18 protein-coding genes are annotated in these 20,148 nt (G+C 43.2%); 14 read left to right on the top strand and 4 right to left on the bottom strand.

The window, feature by feature from the left end; translation table 11 throughout:
• Positions 1 to 43 precede the first annotated feature (43 nt).
• Together NOM01_RS01685 and trmB are read left to right on the top strand one after the other, a co-directional pair.
• On the top strand, positions 44 to 775 hold the full coding sequence (locus tag NOM01_RS01685) for a phosphotransferase family protein (RefSeq protein WP_255745843.1): 732 nt from the start codon (positions 44 to 46) through the stop codon (positions 773 to 775).
• A gap of 234 nt (positions 776 to 1,009) precedes the next feature.
• Entirely contained in the window at positions 1,010 to 1,651 is a 642-nt protein-coding gene (gene trmB, locus NOM01_RS01680; RefSeq protein WP_255745842.1) for a tRNA (guanosine(46)-N7)-methyltransferase TrmB, read from the top strand.
• Positions 1,652 to 1,693: 42 nt separating this feature from the next.
• Here the strand turns inward: trmB and NOM01_RS01675 are convergent, their stop codons facing one another.
• Entirely contained in the window at positions 1,694 to 2,017 is a 324-nt protein-coding gene (locus tag NOM01_RS01675; protein WP_255745840.1) for a hypothetical protein, read from the bottom strand.
• 223 nt (positions 2,018 to 2,240) lie between these two features.
• On the opposite strand from NOM01_RS01675, the gene NOM01_RS01670 reads away from it, so the two are divergent.
• The 8 genes from NOM01_RS01670 (at position 2,241) to ccpA (ending at position 10,462) form a co-directional block, all read left to right on the top strand.
• Positions 2,241 to 2,762, top strand: a complete 522-nt coding sequence (locus tag NOM01_RS01670; RefSeq protein WP_255745838.1) for a DUF84 family protein — start codon at positions 2,241 to 2,243, stop codon at positions 2,760 to 2,762.
• Between the two features lie 109 nt (positions 2,763 to 2,871).
• Positions 2,872 to 3,687: a DUF1444 family protein gene (locus NOM01_RS01665; protein WP_255745836.1), complete on the top strand. Its 816-nt coding sequence runs from the start codon at positions 2,872 to 2,874 to the stop codon at positions 3,685 to 3,687.
• A 65-nt stretch (positions 3,688 to 3,752) separates the two neighbouring features.
• On the top strand, positions 3,753 to 4,376 hold the full coding sequence (ytpR, locus tag NOM01_RS01660; protein WP_255745834.1) for a YtpR family tRNA-binding protein: 624 nt from the start codon (positions 3,753 to 3,755) through the stop codon (positions 4,374 to 4,376).
• A 38-nt stretch (positions 4,377 to 4,414) separates the two neighbouring features.
• Positions 4,415 to 6,709, top strand: coding sequence for a DNA translocase FtsK (locus NOM01_RS01655; protein ID WP_304654716.1), 2,295 nt, complete (start codon positions 4,415 to 4,417; stop codon positions 6,707 to 6,709).
• A 303-nt stretch (positions 6,710 to 7,012) separates the two neighbouring features.
• Positions 7,013 to 8,320, top strand: coding sequence for a UDP-N-acetylmuramate--L-alanine ligase (gene murC, locus NOM01_RS01650; RefSeq protein WP_255745832.1), 1,308 nt, complete (start codon positions 7,013 to 7,015; stop codon positions 8,318 to 8,320).
• A 156-nt stretch (positions 8,321 to 8,476) separates the two neighbouring features.
• On the top strand, positions 8,477 to 8,902 hold the full coding sequence (locus NOM01_RS01645; protein WP_255745830.1) for a DUF948 domain-containing protein: 426 nt from the start codon (positions 8,477 to 8,479) through the stop codon (positions 8,900 to 8,902).
• Positions 8,903 to 8,919: 17 nt separating this feature from the next.
• Positions 8,920 to 9,207 carry a YtxH domain-containing protein gene (locus NOM01_RS01640; RefSeq protein ID WP_255745828.1) on the top strand — a complete coding sequence of 96 codons (288 nt, stop codon included), beginning with the start codon at positions 8,920 to 8,922 and terminating at the stop codon, positions 9,205 to 9,207.
• Positions 9,208 to 9,463: 256 nt separating this feature from the next.
• Positions 9,464 to 10,462, top strand: a complete 999-nt coding sequence (ccpA, locus tag NOM01_RS01635) for a catabolite control protein A (RefSeq protein ID WP_255745825.1) — start codon at positions 9,464 to 9,466, stop codon at positions 10,460 to 10,462.
• 134 nt (positions 10,463 to 10,596) lie between these two features.
• Here the strand turns inward: ccpA and NOM01_RS01630 are convergent, their stop codons facing one another.
• The 3 genes from NOM01_RS01630 to NOM01_RS01620 form a co-directional block, all read right to left on the bottom strand.
• A complete protein-coding gene (locus NOM01_RS01630; protein WP_255745823.1) occupies positions 10,597 to 13,227 on the bottom strand; it encodes a transglycosylase domain-containing protein in 2,631 nt (876 codons plus the stop codon).
• A gap of 276 nt (positions 13,228 to 13,503) precedes the next feature.
• Positions 13,504 to 14,106 (bottom strand): 30S ribosomal protein S4, encoded by a 603-nt coding sequence (gene rpsD / locus NOM01_RS01625; protein WP_255745821.1) that lies wholly within the window; start codon positions 14,104 to 14,106, stop codon positions 13,504 to 13,506.
• A 266-nt stretch (positions 14,107 to 14,372) separates the two neighbouring features.
• The gene (locus NOM01_RS01620; RefSeq protein WP_255745819.1) at positions 14,373 to 14,822 is read right to left on the bottom strand and encodes a GAF domain-containing protein; all 450 of its coding nucleotides are present in this window, start codon (positions 14,820 to 14,822) and stop codon (positions 14,373 to 14,375) included.
• A gap of 172 nt (positions 14,823 to 14,994) precedes the next feature.
• Between NOM01_RS01620 and refZ the strand changes: the two genes are divergently transcribed.
• From refZ to thiI, 4 genes are all read left to right on the top strand, one after another.
• Entirely contained in the window at positions 14,995 to 15,633 is a 639-nt protein-coding gene (gene refZ, locus NOM01_RS01615) for a forespore capture DNA-binding protein RefZ (RefSeq protein ID WP_255745817.1), read from the top strand.
• A 357-nt stretch (positions 15,634 to 15,990) separates the two neighbouring features.
• The gene (locus NOM01_RS01610; protein ID WP_255745815.1) at positions 15,991 to 17,679 is read left to right on the top strand and encodes a septation ring formation regulator EzrA; all 1,689 of its coding nucleotides are present in this window, start codon (positions 15,991 to 15,993) and stop codon (positions 17,677 to 17,679) included.
• 110 nt (positions 17,680 to 17,789) lie between these two features.
• Positions 17,790 to 18,932: a cysteine desulfurase family protein gene (locus tag NOM01_RS01605; RefSeq protein ID WP_255745813.1), complete on the top strand. Its 1,143-nt coding sequence runs from the start codon at positions 17,790 to 17,792 to the stop codon at positions 18,930 to 18,932.
• Positions 18,933 to 18,937: 5 nt separating this feature from the next.
• Entirely contained in the window at positions 18,938 to 20,137 is a 1,200-nt protein-coding gene (thiI, locus tag NOM01_RS01600; RefSeq protein WP_255745811.1) for a tRNA uracil 4-sulfurtransferase ThiI, read from the top strand.
• Positions 20,138 to 20,148 lie beyond the last annotated feature (11 nt).

Here is a 20,148-nt window from a genome sequence, read left to right as displayed (position 1 = left end):
TTGGAAGATATCTCCCGCAGGAGGATTAACAGGAGAAGCCTTTATGGCAAGCTCAGGGGAAAATAAGCTTTTTATAAAGCGAAATTCTTCCCCATTTCTTGCTGTCCTATCTGCTGAGGGCATCGTCCCGAAACTGCTGTGGACGCGGCGCATGGATAACGGCGATGTGTTGACTGCACAGAAGTGGATGAAAGGGCGAGTGCTGCTGCCGAGAGAAATGTCCTCAGAGCAGGTTGCGGATCTGCTGAAAAAAATTCATACGTCTGAGCCTCTGCTGAATATGATGAGGCGTTTGGGCAAGAAGCCGATGACGACCACACAAATACTTAATCAATTGGAGAGCCGGGCACAGGGGCGGAATGAGACTCGGGCGCTTAGACAATCGCTTAATCTCTTGAAAGACATGGCTGAACTCGCTGAATTTCCAAACAAAATGGTATGCCACTCGGATATTAATCATAATAATTGGCTGCTTAGTCACGATGAAAAAAGTTTATATCTTGTCGATTGGGATCAGGCGGTAATCGCTGATCCGGCCATGGATTTGGCGATGCTGCTCTACTGGTACGTCGAAGAGGATCAGTGGGAAAACTGGCTTGGTCTCTATGGACTTAAGCTTACGCGGTCACTGCAGCTGCGGCTTGTATGGCATATGGTGGCTATGACCTTAAGATTTATGTTCTGGCACCAAGAGCATGCCGAAATGAAAAAAATGATCTTATTTGAGAAAGATTTGCTTTGGCTTAATGAGTATGCTGCAGATATCCTGCCTTAATTTTGTACCGCTTGTTTATTCGGATGCCCGCTGTAAAATAGTCGTATGAAGCATCTTCCCATAAAAGAGGGAGGATGCACTTTGTTGCGGACTTGAGCATTTGATTGAAACAGCCGATGTGGAATTAATGACTGCCATGGTAGAATAGAAAGAAAAGCAATAGAATAAGTTTACCGCAAGTCTTCAAGCGGTACTTTAATTAGTGATTCAAGTGAAAATAAGGGAGAGTTATTCATGAGAGTACGCCATAAACCTTGGGCAAAAGGAAAACTTGATCAGTATTCGGATATTGTGATTCAATCGCCTAAAGAGTATAACGGCGAATGGCGTGATTTATTTAAAAGGGATGCGCCGCTTCACGTAGAAATAGGATCCGGTAAAGGCCGTTTCATTACGGGAATGGCCAAAAAATACCCAATGATTAATTTTATTGGCATAGAACTGCATGAAAGCGTGATTGTCACTGCTCTTGATAATTGCTTGAATGAGAACCTTGAAAACGTACGGTTGATTAACGAGGACGCAAGAGGTTTAACGGAGTTCTTTGCTGAGGATGAAGTAGATGCACTTTACCTGAATTTCTGTGATCCTTGGCCTAAAAATCGTCATGAAAAAAGAAGACTGACCTATTCTGCTTTTCTCGCTCAATATGAGTATGTGTTAAAAAAAGGCGGAATCTTGAATTTCAAAACAGATAACCAAGGCTTATTCGAATATTCGCTTGAAAGCTTTTCTAAATATGGATTTGTCCTTCAGAATATCAGTCTTGATCTGCACCATTCAGGGACAAAGGATAATGTAGTGACTGAATATGAAGAAAAATTTTCTGGAAAGGGTCAAAGAATTTATCGCTGTGAAGCCATATCCAGTGAATAATAAAATCTCACTGCACGAGAAGCGGCAGTGAGATACACGTTGTTAGTGTTGTGCAGTTAATTCAAGGACCGTTCCACTATGTGCATCGGCAACAAAATCGAAATAGCGGCTGGTTCCATGTTCATTTGAGATCAAGCCCCCCTTGTAGACCATATAGTTCAAGTCGTCTCTTGACCAAATGTGCGGGGAAAGGTAAATCCAGGCACCTTCGATCGGCAACTGGTTATTTATCGCGGACTTGACGTGTTCCAGCACATGTTCCGAACTCAATGTTTCTTTTTTACTTATAAGGCGGCACGTGGCGATTCCGGCGAAATAACCGGTGATTGTTCCGACCACAAGAGCTGCAGCAAAGCGTCTGCTCATGCTATCTCCGCATCCCTTCTTACAGGAGTGTTCCAAGCAGCTCTGCCGGGCTGTGTGGGACTCCCTGTATTTTCTTTCTTATCTAAAAGTATAATGAATCCGAACGATTTTACCAAGAATAACCGTAAAGATTAGAAATGGGAAAGCGGTCCGGTGAATCTGGGGCAATACGATTCAATAGAATGAATCACGAAATAATTCAGTAAGGAAAGAAGGAAAGTTCATGACCATTATTGGGGTCGGGACCAAGAACCCGGCGAAAATAGATGCAGTAAGACAATTACTGCAAGACGGATCAATCGATGCAGAGATCCGTAGTTTTGATGTTCCATCAGGCGTTTCCGCAATGCCGATGTCCGACCTTGAAACAAGGCAGGGAGCGATCAACCGTGCAAAGACCGTATTGAGTCAAAATCCCGCAATTGATTTCGGTATCGGAATGGAAGGAGGGGTATCGGATATCGGAGGCGAGATGTATTTATGCAACTGGGCGGCAGGAGCTGATCGAGACGGCAAGGTGATCAGCGCAGGCGGCGCTCGAATTCTTCTCCCAGAAGCACTTGCTGAAGGTATTCGTTCCGGCAGCGAACTTGGCGACATTGCTGATGCGTATGCGCATCAAAAAGATGTGAGCACTCATGGCGGAACAATTGGTATTCTAACGGAAGGACGCATCACGCGTACCGAAATGTTTTTACATATTTTAAAACTGATTGAAGGCATGTACGCGCATAACAAGAACTAACTGTCTACCATCATGTATCCGGTCTATGCTAAACTAAGAGCATGTTCTTTCTATGACGGATGTACCGTTAGGTAGATGGTGAATGAAATTAATAAGGGGCTGATTGATTATGGATCGCGCCGAACTGATAAAGATTCTTGAGCAGAGATTTAATACGAAAGATCGAACGATTCGTTTTGATCATAAGAATGAAACAGTGCGTATTGAGCAAGCAGCAAATGGCAAAGGCGTTACTTTGTCGCTTGCCGAGTTGCAGCGCCGGGTACAGGAAGATGGAAGTGAAGCACTGGAGCAGACATTGATCGCCATTGATCGCGGAATCGAAGCGATGGCTGTCTCGCCTCATTTAAATGGAAAAGAAGATCGGATCTTTCCGGTCATCCGTTCTGCGTCTTTTCCGAACCATACGCATGACGGCCGTCTGTTGATTTCCAGAGAACATACGGCTGAAACGAAGATTTTTTATGCGCTGGATCTTGGAAATGCATGCCGACTCATCGACGAGCAGTTTCTTGCTCGCGAAGGCCTGGACAAGCAAACGCTAACAGAACTTGCCATGTTTAATTTGAGCGCACTTCCGACGACTTTTAAAAAGGATGTTGTCCGACACAATACGTTTTACTTTATCACGATGAATGATGGCTTTGACGCTAGCAGAATTCTGAATCGAAAACTGATTGAGACGATGCGTTCCAAGGCGAAGGGCGATTTGACTGTGGCTGTGCCGCATCAGGATGTATTGATTTTCGGCGATATTGTTAATCCTGAGGGTTATGATATTCTTGCACAGATGACCATGAAATTTTATACGACAGGTAATTTAAGAATCACCATGCTGCCGTTCATTTTTGATGAAAAAGGTGAGCTCGAACCGATATTCATCATGGCGAATAAACGGCCGATGACAGGCAGACCGAAAAAGTAACAGGAAAATGGTGCATACTCAGGGTCGTGTGCAGCAGCATAATGGGTTGGAAGGGGTTTAATTGAATGATTCTTTACTATAATCGTGAGGGCATTGGCGATATTTTAATCATTTATTTGAAAGATGGAGAGAAAGAAACGTTTCAGACAAAAGGCGACGTGACACGAATTTTCGATGAAACAACAAATGAGACATTGGGTTTTAATATTTCCCATGCTTCACATTTTGTAAAAAATGAATTGGCTGGAGAAGTCAAAGCAGATGCATCACTGATCGAGCACTTAAATCAGAAACTTGCAGATGAAAAACTGGATTATTCTCTACCCGAAACACCAAAACCATTGATCGTGACAGGATATGTGCGTGATTTGAAAGAACATCCGAATTCGGATCATATGCATGTGTGTCACGTGGAATGCGGGGAAGATACACTGCAGATTGTCTGCGGTGCGCCAAACATTGACCAAGGCCAGAAAGTGGTTGTTGCTAGACTTGGGGCTTTAATGCCGAACGGAACGATTATAAGGCCAACCGTGCTTCGAGGAGTAGCATCTGACGGAATGATTTGTTCTGCTCGAGAATTAGCACTGCCGAATGCGCCTCAAAAGAGGGGAATATTAGTACTCGATTCCGCCACTCAAATCGGGCAGGATTTTTATGCGCTCGTAGCAAAGAAAGTGCGCGTTTAATCATTAGAGAGCGTTGTGTGAAGGTGAGGTGAATGAAAATGGCTGATAAATGGTGGCGCCGATTGTTTAGTTCGGATAATGATGAAACACAGATTCAGGGCAGCGAGCATGAAGAGACGACTGCTGCGGCTCCGGTTGGGCGATTCAAGGATGCCAATAGGCATGTTGAAGTGAAGATGCTTGCCAAATATCCTGAGCATAGCCCGCAGCCCGAGAGAAAATCAGCGAAGAAAAAAAATGCAGATGAATTGATAGCTTATCAAGCGCAGCATGCGGCTCATTTGAGGAAAAAGGCTCCTTTTCGACTAACTAAGGTGCCTTCCCCTGTTTTTGGCTACCGACAGCCTTCAGAAACAATCAAATCGAAGAAACCAGATCCATCTTTTTATCTAAATAACGATAAAGAGGAGCAAGAGAAACGGCAGATACATGATCGGAAAAAGGAAGAACAGTTGCATCCGGTTGAATTGCCTCATTCTGCAGATCAGCCGATACTTGATCGGCAAATTACTGATCAACCGGCCATGACTAGGAAAAAAGAAGTACGCCGTGATGATTTTACTGAAAACATATCTTCAAATAAGAAAGTGATCGGTGAGGATGAACATGTACTGTCAAAGGAGAGTGCAGTTCACTCAACGTTGTCGGAAACAAGTCACACTGATCAATCAGAAGCTGTGAAAGATGAAGTTCGGGAAGAACACGGTTCATTTCAAGAGCTCAGACGAACCGAGCCAGATCAAAGTCGTCATGAAACACTTCGAGTGAGCAGCAGACTGCCTCGCTCACCGCATCGTCATGAATCACAATCAAAGGTTCCTTTCAATGTTCTGATGTTTCATTCGGATCGCAAACCGAAACAAACGGCTGTAGCTGTACCTGCCGGCGAGTCGCCGAAATCAGGTGGATTGCAGCTGCCCCTCAATCTACTCAATGATCCGAGCCATTCGGAAGAGGAGAGCAATTCATGGATTGAGGATAAACAAGAAACACTTAGTGAAACCTTAGAAAATTTCCATGTCGACGCTGATGTCATTGGTTACGTCCAAGGACCGAGTGTGACACGATTTGACCTTCATCTGCAACCGGGTGTGAAAATCAACAAGGTGCTCAGTTTAAATGAAGATATTAAATTGAGTCTTGCTGCAAGACAAATCCGTATTGCGCCGGTTCCTGGTACAAGTGCAGTGGGTATTGAAATACCGAATAAGGTGCGCAAATCGGTATTGCTCAAAGAACTGCTTGCATCCACAGAATATATAAAAAGTCAGGCACCGTTGACGGCAGCGCTCGGTCAGGACGTTTCCGGCAATCAGGTGTTTACAGATCTGGCTAAAATGCCGCACGGTTTAATTGCCGGGGCGACGGGTTCGGGAAAAAGTGTCTGTATTCATTCCTTGATCTTAAGTTTGATCTATAGAACATCACCTGAAGATCTTCGCTTCTTACTGATCGATCCGAAGGTCGTAGAACTGGCGCCTTATCAAGAAATACCGCATTTAGCAGCTCCAGTGATTACAGAGCCGAAAGAAGCGGCAGCGGCACTTAAATGGGCTGTGGAAGAAATGGAGCAAAGATATCGGTTATTTGCTGAAAATGCTGTTCGTGACATGGAGGGCTATAATCGAAAAGTTCGTTCTGGGGATGCAAGCGGCGAGAAAATTCCTTACATAGTGATTATTATTGATGAACTCGCTGATTTAATGATGGTGGCACCGCAGGACGTTGAAGAGTCCGTTTGCCGCATCGCTCAAAAAGCAAGGGCAGCAGGTATTCATTTACTTGTCGCTACTCAGAGACCATCTGTGGATGTTATTACTGGATTAATTAAATCCAATATTCCAACCAGAATTGCCTTCAGCGTTTCCTCGCAAACAGATTCCAGAACCATTTTGGACTGTGGCGGTGCTGAACGATTACTGGGTCGCGGTGACTTGCTGTTTGCGGAAAACGGATCCAGAAGCTTGCGCAGGCTTCAGGCTTGTTATGTATCTGATGAAGAAATTAATCGGGTAGCTCATGCATTCCGGAATGATCCAAAGCCGGATTATCTCTTTTCACCGGAGACGGTTCGGACCGATTATGAGCGATCCGAACAGGAAGACGAACTGCTCGGTGAAGCTGCTGAGTTCGTTGTGGACCAGGGGCAGGCTTCAGTGTCTGCCATTCAACGCCATTTTCGAGTCGGCTACAATCGCGCGGCTCGTCTTGTCGATGAACTGGAACTGCGCAGCATTATATCTGCGAATAATGGCAGCAAACCACGTCAGGTTCTGGTCTCTAAGGAAGCACTCAAAGAACGTATGTCTGAAAACGAGTTGGAACAATTTTGAATGAATGCAGCAGGAACCATTTCTCAAATGGTGCATCCGGTGGAAAAATATACTTTTACAATACATTAAATAAAGGTTAAAATAAGTGTCGGGCATGGCGGGCATTCACATTGAACGCCTAAATCACGCCCGAATTTTGTGCATTCACTCTAAGGAGAATGATTGCACATCCGCACTTGTCGATCAGTTTCTGTTTTTATTGATGATGACGATCCTGCAGCACACAGAATAGTCAATAATTGAGTATACTATTCATATTGCAGCGATTTAGTCATGCACGAAGCAATTTATGGAGGTCATTGTATGACGAAATACCATTTTGTTGGCATAAAGGGTACTGGAATGAGCGCACTTGCTCAAATCCTTCAAGATCTGCATCATGAAGTTCAGGGATCGGATTATGACAAACGTTTTTTTACACAGAAAGCGCTTGAGGATAAAAAAATTAAGATATTGCCCTTTACTGAAAAGAATATTACTTCTGATGAAGTCGTAATTGCTGGGAATGCATTTCCAGATCAGCACGAAGAAATTGTCAAGGCAAAAGAAATCGGCGTACCTGTGTATCGCTACTACGACTTTTTGGGCGATTTAGCAAAGAAATATACGAGTGTCGCGGTTACCGGAACACATGGCAAAACATCAACGACAGGTTTGCTTTCTTTTGTCTTTGAAGCGTTCGCGCCGACCTCATACTTGATTGGCGATGGTACCGGTTCAGGCAATGATAAGAGTAAATATTTCATTTGGGAGTCTTGTGAATATAAACGGCATTTTCTCCATTCAGATCCGGACTATTGCTTGATTACCAATATTGAATTTGATCATTCGGATTATTACAGGGATTTGGATGATGTTGTCAGCGCTTTTCAGGAATTGGCCCTAAAGGTGAATAAAGCAGTCTTTGCATGTGGCGATAATGAAAAGTTGCAAATGATTAAATCAAATGTCCCGATTATTTATTATGGTTTCAATGAAGAAAATGATTTTCAGGCAAGAAATGTGACCTTCCTGCCTGATGACTCTGGAACTGAATTTGATGTCTATGTACGTAATGATCTCTATGGACATTTCAAAATCACCGGGTATGGCAACCATAATGTGCTCAACGCGCTTGGTGTTATTTCCTTCTGCAATTATATGAATGTGCCGATCGAACTTGTGAAGGAACGTCTTGCTCAATTTCACGGTGTTAAACGCAGATTTTCTGAAACGAAACTCGAACAAGAGGATCAAATACTAATTGACGATTATGCGCACCATCCGACTGAAATTCGTGTAACAATCGAAGCGGCTCGTGAAAAGTATCCGGACCGTAAGCTGGTTGCCATTTTCCAGCCGCATACGTACTCCAGGACAATGACGTTTATGGATGAATTCGCTGCTTCTCTCGCAACAGCCGATGAAGTCTATCTTTGTGATATTTTCGGCTCTGCACGAGAGAAGAGCGGCAAAACGTCTATTCATGATCTTCAAGATCGCATTAATGGATCTCATATTTTGCATAACAGCAACATTGAAGACCTGAAGCAGTATCGACACAGTGTCCTGCTATTCATGGGTGCCGGTGACATTCAAAAATATCAGAACGCTTATAAAGAAACGTTGTAAATCCTTCTTGCCGAATGCTTTCTGCCTTTTTTTACCGGTTTTTAAATGGTAAGATATAAGAGTGGACAAGTAATTCGTGATTTCAATCACGCACAGGTATAGAAATGCGATGATTCATCAAACTAATAAAGAATCGATTGAAAGGGAGGATCTACGGTGATCATTATCTTGTATTTAGCCGTTGCGGTTATAGCCGTTGCGTTTGCCGTTCTTGTTTATTTCCTGTCACAAACATTACGTGCTGCACAGAAAACGATGGAAGACGTTGCATCAACACTTGAAGATGTTCAAGTGCAAGTTAAGGGCTTGAGTGAAGAGACAACAGAACTTTTACACCGGACGAACCTGCTCGCGGTCGACCTTCAGAGGAAATCTAAAAGTTTGAATAGTGTATTTGATGCTGTTGAAGGGTTTGGAGAGTCTTTAGGTTCAATTAATACTTCGGTTAAGCGTGTTGCGAGCAATATTGAAAGTAAAGGCTTTGAAAATTCAGGCAAGATCGCACAAACCATGCAGTGGAGTAAAGCAGCCATTGATTTAATTCATCGCTGGCAAAGTGCTCGCAAATCGAATCAAGACTAAATTTAGGGGGCTTTCCAATGGGACAGGACAGAGCAGGCTGTTCTGGAAAAGGTATCGCCTTTTTCTCTGGGCTTGTCGCCGGAAGCGCGCTTAGCGCATTGGCTATTTATTTGTTTATGGCACCTTCGGGGAAAAAGGTTGTGCGTCAGCTGCAGCAAGAGAGCATTGTGCTGGGAGGTAAAAGCGCTGAGCTGCTTCAAACAGCAAAACGCAAATCGATTGATTTAACCCATAAAATTTCGGCTGTCAACAGCGAAAAAAGAGAAGAAAAGGAACAGATGATTCCGATTCCGAAGGATTACTGATTCGCTAAGCTCCAATGCACTACTGTTCCGAGCTCATGGTCTGCAATGAGACAATAGATTGCAGAAATCCCCACTTTTTCGCAGCTTGAACAAGAAATTATAGCGAAATAAGTAAAGTTTTGATAGTATTGGAAATAGGCATCAATAAGTAATTGATGCGTATTTTGGTTACGATAAAATGAAAACGGTATAGAGCGTGAACCGGTGTTCAAGCTGACTATAGAAAAATTGGTTGATTTTGAGGAGGAAAAGAGCATTGAGCGCAACGATTTATGATGTAGCCAGAGAAGCTGGCGTATCGATGGCGACCGTTTCTCGAGTAGTGAACGGTAATCCAAATGTGAAGCCAACAACTAGAAAAAAGGTTTCCGAAGCGATAAAAAGACTGGGGTATCGTCCAAATGCCGTTGCACGCGGGCTCGCAAGCAAAAAAACGACGACGGTAGGCGTAATTATTCCTGATATATCCAGTGTTTATTTTTCCGAGCTTGCACGAGGTATTGAGGATATTGCAACCATGTACAAGTACAATATTATCCTGTGCAACTCTGATCAAAATAAGGACAAGGAAATTCATCTGATCCAAACACTTCTCGGCAAGCAGGTTGACGGTATCGTTTTTATGGGCGGCAAAATCGATCCGGAGCATATTGAAGAATTTAAACAATCCAATGTACCTTTTGTTCTTGCATCGACAGTGGACGAGCAGCACGAAATCCCGTCGGTAAATATTGATTATGAACAGGCTGTTTTTGAAGTCATTTCAAAATTGATTGAATCAGGCAACCAGCATGTCGGTTTTATTAACGGACCGGTTGATGTACCGATTAACGGTAAGTATAAGCTGAATGGTTATAAGGCTGCCCTTAAATCACATCATATTCCGTTTGAAGAAACGCTTGTGACTGAGGGGGATTATACTTATGAATCCGGTAAGGAAGCAACGTCGCAGTTTCTGAGCCAGGAAATCAAACCAACGGCAATCTTCGTTGATTCAGACGAAATGGCGATTGGAGCGATTCACGAGATTCAGGATGAGGGTTTGAAGGTTCCGGAAGATATTGAGGTTGTCAGCAGTGAAAATACGCGTCTCGTCCAAATGGTGCGTCCGACGCTAACCAGCATTGCTGAACCGACATACGATATTGGTGCAGTTGCAATGCGCTTACTAACTAAATTAATGAATAATGAAAAAGTGGAATCGATTACGGTCGTTCTTCCACACCGAATTGATGAAAGAAAATCAACGAAGTAAAGAACGGATCAATAGTGAAGTATTAGAAACCACTAAATTTTTCTGATATATACGTTTTAATTGAGTAAGAAAAGCCCTCTGGCTAAGGTTATATACCTTAGCCAGAGGGCTTTTTGGATTGATTAAAGGTGCCTTTAAGGACGGATTTTGCCGAGAACTCCCGGATTAGCCGCACTTAAGTCTGTGTATGGGAAACGTGATTTTAAGAAATCCGGTTTAATTCTAAAGAGGCCGCTCTCATCCGTTTTATTTTCATCCTGCGGCTGGTTTTCATCAGGTTGATCTTGATCGACAACCGGCTGATCATTCTGCTGCTGCATCTGGTTGAAAGGCTCGAGCGCTTCAATTGCTTCCGTCGGTGTATATTTTTCATTGATTAAATCGTTAACCTCAAAGCCCGCAGCTTTGCAATAGGCGGTCGGCTTGCCATCTGTCAGTCCGCAATAGGTTTCCTTTTTTACCCCCTGGGGTTGCTTGAAGTGTTCCTTAGGAGCCATTAAATCTGGGTCTATATTATAAGCACTGTTGGCAAACCCGGCAAAGAGCTGTTTGCTCTGATTCGAATAGGTGCTCCGGTTAAGCTGTTGATTATGAGCGTAGCCGATCCAAACCCCCATAGTAATATTGGGATTAGATGCGACAAGCCAGCCGTCACGCCAGTCCTGTGACGTTCCCGTTTTTCCTGCCCAATCAGCCGAAAAATTGAGCATACGGGGCAGAGAAGCACCTGTTCCGTATTTAAAGACATCGCGCATCATGTCCAGCATGAGATAATTTGTTTGTTCTGAGAAAACTTTTACGGACTTTGTTTTGTGCTGATAAATGATCGTTCCACTGCTGTCTGTAATTTTATCAATCATGTAGGCATCAATAAATTTTCCGTCGTTTGCGAATGTTGTATACGCATTCGTGTTTTCCTCTATGGTTATGCCCTTTGTAATGCCGCCAAGCGCTGCAGAGACATTATATCCGTCTGATCCGACCAGCGAGGTGATGCCCATCTTTTTCAGATAGTCCGGCGCCTTGTTAGTAGCAGCACTTAATCGCGTAAAGACACTGACAGCTGGTACGTTGTGCGATGCTGCCAATGCCGCGCGAGCAGTCTCAAAGCCGTGAAACGAAGAAGTCGACGTGGTTGAACCATAATCGGTAGGCGTATACGTTACGCCATTGACAATCCGCTTATAGGGAAGGTCGGGAACGATTGAGCCTGGTTGGATCAATCCTAGTTCCATTGCTGGTGCATAGACAAGCAATGGTTTCATAGTCGAGCCGTTCTGGCGAGGCACTTCAGTTGCATAATTTAACTGTGAGCTGTCAAAGCCGCGTCCTCCGACAAAGCTGACAATCTGTCCGGTTTTGTTATCAATAAGAACAGAACCGACCTGCATCGGATCTATGACTTTTTCCATTTTGCCATTCTTGTTTTTCACTTCCATGATTTGCCCATTGTTATTTTTTGCGTACTGGTCAGGACTGTAACCAGAATAATTACGGGCAAATGATTCCATATCGTCATAGATTGGTTTGTTAATGGTTGTGTAAATGCGGTAACCGCCGTTCTCTAAATCAAGTGATGCGTTTCTCATAAATTCAGTAAATAGCGAGTAATGATTTTTAATTGAAGTATAGTTATATTTATGCATTTTAGCAATTTCTTCCAGACTTCGCTTTGGATACACATGACTATGCTCGTAGACCACTTTTTTATAGTTTGTATAATCATCGTACAGCGTATCACTGCTGTAGCCTTGTTTTTGCGCCATTAGCTTTGCCAGGATAATGCTCGAACGGTTCTGCACTTCTTTTGACAGGTAGGGGTAATCGCTGTTAATTGATTTACCTGCTTTAGCAAAATGTTTTTTATAATCGTAGGTCAATGCCTTGTCCAATTGTTCTTTGTTAATGTAACCTGCGGCGTACATGCGGTTAAGTACCGTATGAGCCCGATTGATCCCGGCAGACAGATCTTTTTTTAAACCGCCGTGATTCTGAAATGGGGAGTATGTAAAGGGATTCTTTGGCATACCGGCGATAAACGCTGCTTGAGGCAGCGAAAGCTTATTTGGTTTGACACCGAAAATTCCTTCGGCAGCTGCCGAAGCACCGGCGACATTTTTACCGGAGGCATCCCGTCCGAATGAAGCCATGTTGAGATAGGATTCAAGAATTTCATCTTTTGTGAAAAATCGTTCGACGCGCAACGCAAGCAATATTTCTTTAAACTTGCGGTCAAGTGACACTTCATTAGTCAGAATTTGATTCTTTACGAGCTGCTGAGTGATCGAGCTGCCGCCGGTAACTTGCGGCTTATTGAGTAACTCTTCAGCACTGGCACGAAGGACAGCTTTGGGCACAACGCCATGGTGCTGATAAAAAAGCTCGTCCTCTGTTGCGACTACAGCATGAATCAAATAAGGAGACATATCACTCAATTTTGTCTTTGTACGTACGAGATCACTGTTCATTTTACCTATGGGGATGTTTCCTGCAAAATAACTGACACTACTCTCTGAATAATTGGTAATATCTTTCTTTAGTGTCTTATAGCTGAGCACGGGCTGATCACGTACAAGTGCAGCGAAATAGCCAGAAACAGTGCCAGCCGCAAAAAATAATCCAATAATGACAATGGATAAGGTAAGCAGCAGTGAGTTCCAAATAATACCGGCTATGGATTGTAACGTTTGAATAATTGAGCTTGAAGCCCACTTTTCCGCCAATCGGTCGAAAAAATCGGAAATGTTTTTCAATGGGGCATGCATTCGCAAATCTCCTCTAAAAATCTAGAATATAATCGTTTTTAGGATGCAACATTCTGAAAAATTTAATTAAAGCTCCTTATATATTAGCGTAAATGGCAAAGGTTGAAAAGGAAAAAGCGAACAAACGACTCCCGCGTTGTGTAAAGGATGTGCACGCAGTGAGCAGAAGATCCATATATACGAAAGCCATTCATCAAAAGTTCATTATACTGTTTTCATTTTGTAAAATAAAAAACCTTTCTGCCGAAGCGGAAAGGTTCTTCACAACAAGATCGATTATTTTGAATAGAATTCGACGATCATCGCTTCTGTGATTTCCGCAGGGAGCTCTGAACGTTCTGGAAGTCGTGCATAGGTACCTTCCAGCGTTTTTTCGTCAAAAGTCAAGTATTCCGGAACGAATGTGTTCGTTTCCAAAGAATCCTTGATAATCACGAGGTTACGTGATTTTTCGCGAACGCCGATTGTTTCGCCTGGTTTTACACGATAAGACGGAATGTCAACGCGTTTGCCGTTAACGGTGATATGTCCGTGATTGACAAGCTGGCGTGACTGTCTGCGTGTTCTTGCAAGACCGAGACGATAAACAAGATTATCGAGACGAGATTCAAGCAGAATCATGAAGTTTTCACCGTGAACGCCTTTCATTTTTGCAGCATCGTCAAAAATGCGGCGGAATTGACGTTCGTTAATTCCATACATGAAACGCAGCTTCTGTTTTTCTTGTTGTTGACGACCATATTCAGACAACTTAATACGTTGAGTCGGACCGTGTTGTCCCGGAGCATATGGGCGCCTTTCAAGTTCTTTACCTGTGCCGCTGAGTGAAATACCCAAACGACGTGATTTTTTCCAAACCGGACCAGTATAGCGAGCCATTGAATGACTCCTCCTTCGTCATTTTATTCGAATGTGTTGCAAGACAGATCATTCCGCCATTAACACACTCTGGTCGGTATAAAATGACACCTCTGCATGCGAGCTAAAGATATTTTGCTATCTTGCACCTTCGCCCAGGCAGTCTAGGTTACGCAGTACACCTCTTTCTAACAAGAGGAACAAAATAGAAAGGCTTTAGACCCATACAGTGCTGCCTCATTTTACACGAACGCAATTATACCTTTTTCAAGAATGATTTGTCAAGCTTATAAATAAGCAACCAAGGTTTCCGCATATGCCTCAAGAAATTGCTGGTCGTCCTCGGAAAAACGGTCGCAAACCGGACTATCAATATCAAGCACGCCGAGCAGTTCACCGTCTTTGATTAGGGGAATCACAATTTCTGAGCGTGATGCCGCATCACAGGCAATGTGACCGGGAAATTCATGAACATCAGGTACGCGAAGAATTTCTCGTTTTTGGGCAGCAGTTCCGCATACACCTTTTCCCATGGTGATACGCACACAAGCTGTTTTCCCTTGAAAAGGACCGAGGACAAGCTCATTGTCATCGGTAAGATAGAAGCCGACCCAATTTATTGTATCGAGGCATTCGTTCAGCCATGCTGAAGCATTCGCCAGGTTCGCTATTTGGTTTGATTCGTCCTTAATTAGTGATTCAAGCACTTGAATTCTTGTTATATTGACAGAATTCATTTCTTTTCACCCCGATCAAAAGAGAAAGTACCTTAATTTTAGCAGAATGAATCGAATTTTTCAGCATATATGTCGAATGGTTTTAAAAGGGTAGACGCCATTTAAGACGAACGTTTATAGTAAAGAGGTCAATGGAAGCCGGCCCAGTCAATAAAAGAGAGGGGATCACGGGATGCCGACTAAGAGCGTGGATCCAGCAAGCGGAAAAAAATCGAAAGACGCGGTCATTCACTCAGCGCTAAAATTATTTAATATGAGCGGCTATGACGGAGTATCTGTGCGTGCGATTGCATCGGATGCCGGGGTAAATATCGCGCTTGTCTCTTATTATTTTGGTGGAAAACAGGGGTTATTAGAACATTTAATGGCTGCGTTTTTTGAAGGTTATCTCAGCACGTTGGAAAAATCAGAACAAGATTCGAAGGAGCAGGCATCGCCTGCAGAACGATTGACCACCATCGCAGAACAATTAATCCGTTATCAGCAGCGTTATTTTTATCTTTCACGCTTTGTCCATCGTGAAATGACACTGGACAATCAACTGGTGCGGGAACTGATGTCCAGCTATTTAGTGAAGGAAAAGTTTCTTTTTGAACGCATTTTTAAGCAAGTATTAAGTGATAGCCGGACGAATCAATTGCAAGCGGAGTTTGTGGTCATTGAGTATCGAGACATGATCATCATGCCGTTTCTTCAGCCGCAATATTTAAGAGAAGTTTATTTCATGCAGCCAAGTGGGCGCAGCTTTCTTGAACAATATACCCGTCACATTCATGACTGGGCATACCGCCTGTTTAATCAATCGGAATAAGTCACTAATGGTGTTCTTGATAAGAAGCAGAAGAGTTATGATTCAATGTGCTTCTACACTTCTACATATGAAGAGTTTTGATTGTTTCCGTCCCGATTCCTTGAGTGTATTATTTATTGCGATGGCCATCAATCAGGAGAAATTTTATTGCTAACCGAAGATCATTTATACAGATGTCGAAATGTTAAAGCACTCGTCAGAGATCATTCGGAGCTGGCGAGTTTAATTTTACCTGTAATCTTATCACATTAAAATCGACAGTTTCTTTAATTTATTGACCTTAAATCACTTTATTTTGTTACAATATAATCATTACAACAATGTGTGCGTTCCATGCGAGAATGGGGGAAATTCCGTATGTTGTTTGTTTTAGTCGGTCTAATCTTAATTATTGTCTTTATTATTGCTTACGGCACTTGGATGAGAAAGAGAACATTTGGCGAAATTGATCAGTCGGAGAGGCGCCGAGTGGAGCTCATGAATCGTCCGATGGCTAAAGAGCTTTCGAAAATTAAACAGCTGAATATGGCTGGAGATACGGAAACAAAATTTGATAAATGGCATAAGGACTGGGACACGATTATGAGTCAGTCACTGCCCGGGATCGAAGAGACACTTTTCAATGCGGAAGAACTGACGGAAAAGTATCGTTTTCATAAAGCAGAGCTTCTTATAAAAGACGTGAACAAAAAGATGGACACGATTGAGAAGCATATTGAGGAAATCTTAAACGAGCTCAATATCATTGTGGAGAGTGAAACGAAAAATCGCGAAGACGTTACACCGATTAAAGAGATTGTTCATCAGATAAAGAAGGACATTATCACAAAACGAAGCCAATTTGGCCGGACACTCCCCGCACTCGAAAGTTCCATTAAAGAAACTGAAGACAAACTGAAGAAATATGAGTCGGAGACAGAGAACGGAAATTATTTAGACGCACGGCAAATATTAATCAGTGTCAGGCAATATGCCGATCAGCTTGGCGATCAAATCAAACGTGTTCCGGAATTGTATCACGATCTTGAAAAGAACATTCCGGATCAGATGCGTGAGCTTCGTCAAGGTGAGCAAGAGATGACTGAACAAGGCTACTTATTGGCACATCTGCAAATGGACAGTCAGCTGGAAGAGGCTGAGAAACACCGCCAACTGCTTGTAACAGCAGTTGACCATCTTGAGCTAGATGAAACAAGCGAAGGATTGAAAGGTGTTCATGAGCAGCTGGACTGGCTCTATACACAGCTTGAAAAAGAAGTGGTCAGCAGGCGCAGACTTAAAGAAATAACGCCGCCTCTTGAAGATAATTTGAATCGTGTCGAGGAAAAAATTAAGCAGCTGAATGATGAGACCGAAAACATCAGGGACAGCTATCATATAACCGATGATGATTTGAAAATGCAGCGTGATCTGAGCAAATCGTTTCAAAAGCTGGAAAGTGTATTCACTGAAACGCAGGAAGATGGCAACGAGGAGGCATTCAGCTCAATCTTTGTTAAGCTTGAACGCTTAAAAACGGAATTGACGGACATGGAGACGGTGGCAGACGAATTCAATGAAAAAATTAAAGCACTGCGCAAAGATGAAATGAATGCGCGCAATCAGATTCAACAGTTAAAACGCCATTTATTTGAAACAAAACAAGTAGTCCTTAAGAGTAATCTGCCGGGAGTACCCGGCTCGTTCGCAACAGCATTGCAAAAGGCTGGTGAACAGCTTAAGTCTGTGTATCAGAAGCTGGATGAAAAGCCATTAAATATGTCAACCGTTCAGACATTGCTTGCCCAAGCAGGCGAAGACATCGATGACGTATTCCAACAAGCGGAAAAACTGGTTGATACGGCAAACTTTGCTGAGGAAATGATTCAATATGGCAACCGTTATCGAACAGATAATCCTGAAATTGAACAGGCCTTAAAAACAGCAGAACAGTATTTTAGAAATTACGACTATCAAGCGTCGGTAGAAACTGCAGTCCGTGCAATCGAAAAGAAAGAACCGAAGATATTAAAGCGTGCTGAACTATTTGCCGGCCGCCAAGCCTGAATGATGACAAAAATGAAAAACTCATGTTAAGATTCAGGCAAGGTGGGCAGTAATGAATAAAAGTCTTTATGCCGAACCTTGAGATTTTCTGAAAGGAGTCACCTATTTTCATGATTTATTTAGACAACAGTGCAACAACGAAACCGTATCCGGAAGTTATGGACACCTATCAAACGGTTTCTGAACAATATTTTGCTAATCCGTCCTCGCTCCATAGCTTAGGCGGAAAGAGCGAGCATCTCCTCACGCGCTCGCGCGAGCAGGCAGCTGCATTGCTTGGTATCGAACCGAATGAAATCGTGTTTACTTCCGGAGGTACGGAGGGAAACAATCTTGCGATTAAAGGTGCAGCATTCGCCTATCGGAACCGGGGCAGGCATTTAATCACAACTGCTATTGAGCATGCCTCGGCCGGCAATGCATTTGCTCAATTGGAAGAGCTTGGGTTTGAAGTCACTTATTTGCCGGTTAACACCGACGGTCGGGTATCATTTAATGAATTTGTAAATGCATATCGCGAGGATACAATTCTAGTGTCCATGATGCATGTAAATAACGAAGTGGGCACGATTCAGCCGATTAAACAAATCGGTGAATTTTTGAAGCAGAAGCCGAAGACTGTCTTTCATGTTGATAATGTTCAAGGCTTTTCAAAGGTTCCGCTGCATTTAATGGAAAGCGGTATTGATCTGTGTACGATCTCCGGACATAAAATTCATGGACCAAAAGGTACCGGGATACTTTACGTACGTAAAGGGACACAGCTTTCTCCATTGTTCGCAGGCGGCGGTCAAGAGCACCAGCTCCGGTCAGGTACTGAAAATTTGCCAGGCATTTGCGGGATGGTCAAGGCACTTCGCATGACATTGGAGAATGAACGCGAAGGTATCGATCATTTAACGAAGCTGCAAAAGCAATTGTTTGATGGATTGGCGCATATCGATGGGGCCGTTATTCATACACCGCAACAATTGTCTGCTCCGAGTATTGTCAATGTGTCGCTTCTTGGAATTAAATCCGAAGTGCTGGTGCATGCCTTAGAAAAGAATGAAATTTATGTGTCGACCAAATCTGCTTGCTCATCAAAAGAAAGCGGTGCAAGTGGGATACTAACGGCTATGGGCATATCAGATCAGGAAGCCGAACAGGCAATACGAATCAGTATGGCTTACGAGACAACAGAATCGGACCTTGATGTATTTTTACAAACGCTGACCGAAAAAGTTGGTCAGTTAAAGACGGTAATGAGGTGAACTGAGTGATTTATGACTATTTGGTGGTTCGTTTCGGAGAAATCACCTTGAAGGGCAAGAACAAAAAACAATTTGTTGTCAAGTTGGAAAATGATGTACGTGAAAAGCTGCGCCGATTTCCTCAGGCTGAGATTAAACGCCATTTTGATGATTTGGAAATTAAACTAAATAATGAAAAATCGGCTGATGTGCTTGCTGTTCTGAAGAAGGTTTTTGGCATTCAGAATATCTCGCCGGCGATTAAAGTAGGTACTGATCTTAATGAGATCCGTGCAGGCGTTCTTAGAGTAGCTGAGCAGGAAAAAGGTGCTCAAACATTTAAAATTGCCGCGCGTCGAAAAGATAAGCGTTATCCAATTCATGGAAGCGAGTTAAATCAGGAACTGGGCGGAGATGTTTTAAAGCATTGCGATTGGCTGAGTGTTGATGTGCACAATCCTGACTTAATGATACGCGTTGAAGTGGGCTACCATGAAGCACGTATCTATGGTAAAGAAGTCATCGGTGTCGGCGGTCTTCCGGTAGGCACCAGTGGAAAGGTCATGCTGCTCTTGTCCGGTGGAATTGACAGCCCGGTTGCCGCCTATTTAACAGCGAAACGAGGAGCTTTGATTGAAGCCATTCATTTTCAAAGTCCTCCTTATACAAGTGATCGTGCCAAACAAAAAGTGATGGATTTATCAAATAAACTGCGTGAGTTCGGTGGCAAGTTTGTTTTGCATCTTGTACCTTTCACGAATGCTCAAGTCGCGATTCGCGATGCGGTACCTGAGGATTATCGAATTACGATTATGCGTCGTCTGATGTTTCGTATTGCAGAAAAAACGGCTGTTAAACGGGGAGCTTTGGCTCTCGCAACTGGAGAAAGCTTGGGACAGGTGGCAAGTCAGACTCTGGAGAGCATGAATACAATCAATGCTGTAACCAATCTTCCGATCCTTCGTCCGTTAATTACAATGGATAAGATTGATATTGCTAAGATCGCAAAACAGATTGATACGTATGAAATTTCCATTCGTCCGTACGAAGATTGCTGTACCATTTTTCTGCCTAAGGCACCGAGAACGCGCCCGGATCGAATTCATGCGGAGCGTTTTGAACGCAAGCTTGCAGTTGATGCATTAGTAAATGAAGCAGTAGAAGGTATTGAAACGATTGTGATTGATAACGATTCAAATCAGGATGCTGTGAGCGAGCTCTTATAATCGGAGAATTT

It is taken from the genome of Sporolactobacillus sp. STSJ-5 (assembly GCF_024385605.1).
Lineage (GTDB): Bacteria > Bacillota > Bacilli > Bacillales > Sporolactobacillaceae > Sporolactobacillus.
This window is presented reverse-complemented; position numbering and strand designations above follow the sequence as displayed.